General features: G+C 64.3%; 1 protein-coding gene. It reads right to left on the bottom strand.

Annotated features, from left to right (window positions below; genetic code table 11):
* The coding region (locus ACRESD_RS24220; RefSeq protein WP_431753217.1) for an amino acid adenylation domain-containing protein at window positions 1-6,547 on the bottom strand (6,547 nt) is incomplete at both ends.

Raw genomic sequence — 6,547 nt, 5'->3', positions numbered from 1 at the left:
ACCCCACACCGACCATCCCCGCATGCAACCACTGCCGCTGGGCCACTTCATCGCGTCCGGCAAAGTCCGACGGGTCGATCCCCAGCGACTTCCCGGCCGACAATTGCATCGCCTCGATCAAACGCAGCAGCGCCGCCGTCGAGGTATACGGCCGCCCCACCACACCATTGCCACCAGGCGATTCACTGTCGATCACCGTCAGCGACGCCACTTCACGCCCCGCCGCCTGCAAGCGCAACGCCATCTCCAGCGCCACCCAGCCGCCGAACGAATGTCCTACCAGATGCACCGGCCCCACCGGGCATTCGTGCTCCAGCGCAGCCAGGTAACACTGCGCTGCCGCTTCCACTTGGCTGTGGGGTACCGCTTCGCCGTCCAGGCCACGGGGCTGCAAGCCATACAGCGGCCAGTCGCACCCCAGTGCCTCACTCAAGCCGACGAATCCAGTGACGCTGTCACCCGCCCCCGGCACGCAAAACACTGGGGCATGCCCAGCCCGGCCGCTTTGAATCCGCAGCAAGGGTTGATGATGGCTTTCACTGACAGGTACACACGTGGCCAACGCCTCGTTCAGTGCGCGGCCCAAGGCCTGAATATGCGGGACCTGCATCATGCTCTGGTGATCCCCAGGCACGTCTACCTGACGCAACTGCCCTGGCGCCAAGGCGTCGCTCCAGCCCAAGGACGGACTGCGCCGCGACAGTTCCGTGGGCCGCTCTTGCGCGCTGAACAGATGCACCGGGACCGGCAGCGGGAACAGGCTGTAATGTGCCAGCGCATGCCCATGCCCGACTTCCCGCTCGATAAAATTCAAGAGGTCCGTGTCAGCCGCTTCCGCCATTTGCGCGTATAGCAGACCTTGATCGCGACAGCGTTGCAGCAAGCCCGCAAAGTCCAGCTGTCCAATGCCTGCCTCCAATTGCTCAAGGCTCGCCAGCTCATTCACACCTCCCTGGTTTTTCCAATACGCGGTGCACTGCAACAGCAGATGGCGCTTGAGTGCATCCGCACCGCTCCAACGCGCCTTACCTTGGTCGGTCATGCGCGGCACGTAACTGTCGATCAGCCCGAGAAACGCCACCGGCTCGTCCAACCCCAGCAGTTGCATGGCGACCTCATACGCCAACACACCACCGAACGACCAACCGGCGATCCGGTAAGGCCCGTGGGGCTGGAGGCCCCGAATCAAGCCGACCAGGCGTGCTGCCAGGCCTTCCAGGGTGTTCAGGTGCGGCTCGCCAAGGGCAATACCCGGCAAGCCATAGATGGGATAGTCGCCCGGCAGGTGCTGGCCCAGCGCCGGAAAATACACGTCCATACCGCTGAACTCGTGCACCAGAAACAGCGGCGGTTGCGAACCGGCGCCACGCACCGTGATCACCGACGTTTCACGCACCGGCTCATCGGTGCGCTGGCGCAGCATCGCGGCAATGGACGCCACGCTGGCATGCTGGAACAACTCCGCCAGCGACACCTGCAAGCCTGCTTCTTCCATCAGGTTGACCAAGCGAATCGCCAACAACGAGTGCCCACCCAACTCGAAGAAACTGTCATGGCGCCCCACTTGCTCGAGCTTCAGCACCTCGGCCCATAGCGACGCCAAGGTCTGCTCCAGCGCGTCAGCCGGAGCCTCGAAATCACGGCCGGCCTGGGCATCCATCACCGGCATCGGCAAGGCTTTGCGGTCGACCTTGCCATTAGCGGTCAGCGGCAACTGGGCCAACGGCACAAAGGCCGACGGCACCATGTACTCCGGCAACTGGCCGTGCAGGTGGGCACGCACAACCTCAACACCGACGGGGTCGCCCGCCCACGTGAAATACGCCACCAGACGCTTGTCGCCCGGCACGTCCTCACGGGCCAGCACCACCACGTCCTGGATGCCCGCGAAGGCAGCCAGGCGCGCTTCGATCTCGCCCAGCTCGATACGGAAACCACGGATCTTCACCTGGTGATCATTACGCCCGATGCACTCCAGCAGGCCCTCCGCCGTCCAGCGCCCGAGGTCGCCGGTACGGTACATCAGGCGACCCGGATTGAAGGGGTCGTCCACGAACTTCTCGGCCGTCAGCTCAGGCCGGTTCAGATAGCCGATGGCCACGCCGTCGCCACCGATGCAGATTTCGCCACTCACGCCCAACGGCACCGGCTGCAATTGCGCATCCAGCACATGAATCCGGGTGTTGGAAATCGGCCCGCCGATGGGCACGCTGTCGGCGTGTTCGGCCACCGTGCACACCTCATAGGTGGTGGCATAGGTGGTGGTTTCCGTCGGCCCGTAGCAATGCACCAGGCGCAAGCCCGGTGCCCGCGCCAGCAGTGTGCGGAATGCTGCCGGGTCGGCGCGCTCACCGCCGCAGAGGAGGATGCGCAAACCGGCCAGGGCATCCGGAATCATCTGCACGTACTGGTTGAACAGCGCCGTGGTCACGAACAGCACCGTGGCACCCTCTAGGGCAGCGCCGAATGCAGCCGGGTCGAGCAGCGTGGCAGGGTCGATGACCTGCACCTGGCCGCCGTTGAGCAACGGCCCCCACACGTCCATGGTGCTGGCATCGAACGCCGGGTTGGAGGCGAACGCCACGCAATCACTGGCATTGAAGTCGGCGTAGCCATTGTTGAGCACCAGGCGGGTGATGCCACGATGGGGCACCAAAACGCCTTTGGGCGTGCCGGTGGAACCGGAGGTGTACATGATGTACGCCACCTTGTCCGAAGACTGAGACATATCCGGGTTGTGGCTCGGTTGCGGGTCGAGGGCCAGGGTGTCCAGGTCCAGCCGTTGCGCCGAATGCTCGGCGCCCGTATCGCTGCGGGTCAACAGCCAAGCCGCGCCGCTGTCTTGCAGCATGAAACCCTGGCGCTCGACCGGTGCGTTGATGTCCAGCGGCACATAGGCAGCGGCGCATTTGAGGATGGCCAACTGGCTGACCAGCAAGTCCAGCGAACGCGGCAACAGCATCGCCACGTTGTCACCCGGCTTTACGCCCAAGCCCAACAGGTGGTGGGCCAGGCGGTTGGCGCGGGTGTTCAAGTCGCCGTAGCTCAGGCGTTGCTCGCCGTGCAGCGCCGCCACCGCGTCAGGCCGCGCTTGGGCCTGGGCTTCGAACAGGCGTTGCACCGTGTGTTCACGGGGATACGGGCGAGTGGTCGCATTGAAGCCCTGCAACTGCTCGCGTTCAAGGGTGGGCAGTATCGGCAAGCGGCCGATGGCGATGTCGCTGTTCTGCTCCAGTGACTGCACCACATGCTCAATGGCGACATTCAGGTAATCGCACAGACGCCGGGCGCCCTGCCCCATGGCCTTGAGGCTGAAACCGTCGCCCAGGTCGTCGACACTGACCGACAAGCCATAGTTGGTGTGTTCCTCGGCCTTGAGCAATTGAATACCTTGCCATGCCTCGTCCACTCCACCGGCGCGGGGGGCGCTGTGACGGTAGTTGAACAGCACGCTGAACAACGGCGTTCCCACCGGTACGCCACTGCAACGCTGGGCCAATGCCAATGGCGCATGCTCGTGGCTAAGCAGTTGGGTCAGGCGCCCATGGGTGGCGCGCAGCGCATCACGCACCGAATGCTCTCCCAGGTCCACCCGCAGCGGCAAGGTGTTGATAAACACCCCCATGGCCCGTTCGGCCCCTTCGCCCCCTTGCAGGCGGCCAAGCATCACCGTGCCGAACACCACCTGTTCGCGGCCCGACACCTTGCCCAGCACATGGGCCCAGGCCAGGTGCATCAGGCTCGCCGCGCTGACACCGGCAAGCCGCGCCTGGCTGCGCAGGCGCTGGCTCAGTGGCAGCGCAATCGCCCGTTGCGCCTGTTCGTTGTGGCCCAGGGGCTGCACCTCGGTCGGTTCATCGATGTCACCGAGCATCTCGCGGAAAAACCCTGCGTGATCCTCCACACCCAGCCAGGTCTGGGCTACGTAGTTGCGATAAGGCACGGCCACGCCCAAGGTGTCCTGAGTCCCCAACAGAAATGCCTGCAAATCGTGCTGCAGGATTTCCAGGGCGATGTGGTCCATCACCAAATGGTGGAACAACAGCGTCGCGACCACCCCCTGGGCCGCCTCGCTGCAGACCAGGCGCATCAGTGGTGCCTGGCCCAGGTCGAGCCGTTGCGGCAACGGCCCGGTCTCGACCCGCAGCGTCGCGGAGCGCCACACCACTTGCACCGGTTCTTCCAGGCCATCCCAGTGGAACGACGAACGCAGCACGTCATGACGCTGGATCACCGCCTGCAATGCCTTGGCAAAAGCGGCCAGGCGCGACTGACTGTCAAAGGCAAACTGCGCCTGCAACACGTAGGCATCGGCGGCCTGGGTCGCGCGGTGATGATAGAGAATCCCCGCCTGCAACGGCGCCAGAGCGTAAATATCCTGCACATTCGCAGCACCACCGGGGATGCACGCGACAATGCGGTCGATAGCCGCTTGGTCGAGCTGGATCAGCGGCAGCATGTCCGGTGTGATGTGGATGCAATCCCCTGCAATTGCGTTGGCCGGCACCACCACTTCGCGCCCGCCACCCAGTGCCGCCGCCAGGGCCGACAGCGTCGGTTGGCCAAACAACACCTTCACATCCGCCGACAACCCGAGGCGCCGCATACGCCCCATCAGGCTGACCGCCAGCAACGAGTGCCCGCCCAACTCAAAGAAGTTGTCGTGGCGGCCCACGCGCTCCACATTGAGCAACTCCGCCCACAGGCTGGCCAGGGTGATTTCCGTGTCGCCCTGGGGCGCTTCGTATTCACGCACCACCCGCGAATCCAGGCCGGGTGCCGGCAGTGCCTTGCGGTCGAGTTTGCCGTTGGGGCTCAGGGGCAACGCCTCCAGATGCACGAAGACCGCCGGCACCATGAATTCCGGCAGGTGCTGCAGCAAGTGGCTGCGCAACGTGTCGATGGCCGTGTGCTCACCGGTGTAATAGGCCAGCAGGCAATTGTCACGGGCAATCACCGCCGCTTCCTTCACTTGCGAAAACTCGGTGAGTCGCGCCTGGATTTCCCCCAGTTCGATACGCAGGCCACGGATCTTCACCTGGTCGTCATTGCGCCCCAGGTATTCGATCGTGCCGTCGGGCAGGTAGCGACCCACGTCCCCGGTGCGGTACATGCGTCCAGCGTTGAAGGGGTCGTCGAGGAAGCGTTCGGCGGTCAACTCAGGCCGATTGAGATAACCCCGTGCCACTTGCACGCCGCCGATAAACAGTTCGCCCACCACGCCCAGCGGTACGGGCTGCAACTGCCCGTCGAGCAGGTACATGCGGGTGTTGGCAATCGGCTTGCCGATGGGTGTGTTGTCCGGCGTCACCGGCCCGGCGCAGTTCCACGCCGTCACGTCCACCGCGGCTTCGGTGGGGCCGTACAAGTTGTGCAACTCGCTGCCCGGCAGTTGCTGCTTGAAGCGTCGCACCAGGCTGCCCGGCAACGCCTCACCGCTGCACATGACCCGTACCAGCCCGGCTGCCTGGCTCACGTCGCCGTGGGCGAGGAACACGTCGAGCATCGACGGCACAAAGTGCAAGGTGGTGATGTGTTCCGCCTCGATCACCTCACAGAGATAGGCCGGGTCTTTATGCCCGCCCGGGCGCGCCATCACCAGGCGCGCGCCGGTGAACAGCGGCCAGAAGAACTCCCACACCGACACATCGAAACTGAACGGGGTTTTCTGCAACACCGTATCGTCAGCCGTCAGCCCATATTCGTCCTGCATCCACAGCAGGCGATTGACCACCCCGGCGTGTTCGTTGATCACGCCCTTGGGCTGACCGGTGGAGCCGGAGGTGTAAATCACGTACGCCGTCTGGCTCGGCACGTGAAGATTGTCGGCGGGCAGGTGTTGCCAGGTCGGGCAGTCCAGGTCGACCACCGGCACCTCACGCACCAGCGTGTGCGTAGTGCCTTGGGCCAGCACCACCTGCGGCGCGCTGTCCTGGAGCATGTAGGCAATGCGGTCCAGCGGGTACGCCGGGTCCAGCGGTACATAACCGGCACCGGCCTTGAGAATCGCGTACAGGCCCACCACCATTTCCAGGCCGCGCTCCACGCAAATCGCCACCCGTGAGCCCGGCTGCACACCGAGTTCCAGCAGGTGATGGGCCAGCTGGTTGGCCTGTGCGTTGAGTTCGGCGTAGGTCAGTTGCTGGTCACCGGCCTTGACCGCCACCGCGTGGGGCGTGCGTTCCACCTGGGCCTCGAACATCCCATGCAGGGTCTGGTCGAGGTTGTAATCCACCTGCGTGGCGTTGAAGTCGAACAGCAGGTGCTGGCGCTCACGCTCATCCACCAGTGGTGTATGTTCCAGTACGGCTTGGTCGTTATCGACCATGGCCTGCAACACGCGGGTGAAGTAGCCGACGTAACGCTGCATTGTCGACTCATCGAACAACGCGATCGCGTATTCCAACGTGCCGATGATGATGCCCTGCACTTCTCCCAGGTCCAGGGACAGGTCGAACTTGGCAAAGTGGCTGTTCTCCACGATGCCTTCCAGGGCCAGGTCGCCCAGCGCCAAGGCCGGGGCGCTGCTGTCCTGCCAGGTCAACAG

The sequence above is a fragment of the Pseudomonas sp. genome (assembly GCF_050739995.1).
GTDB lineage: Bacteria > Pseudomonadota > Gammaproteobacteria > Pseudomonadales > Pseudomonadaceae > Aquipseudomonas.
The sequence above is the reverse complement of the archived record's forward strand: the minus strand, read 5'-3'. Positions and strand labels throughout refer to the sequence as shown.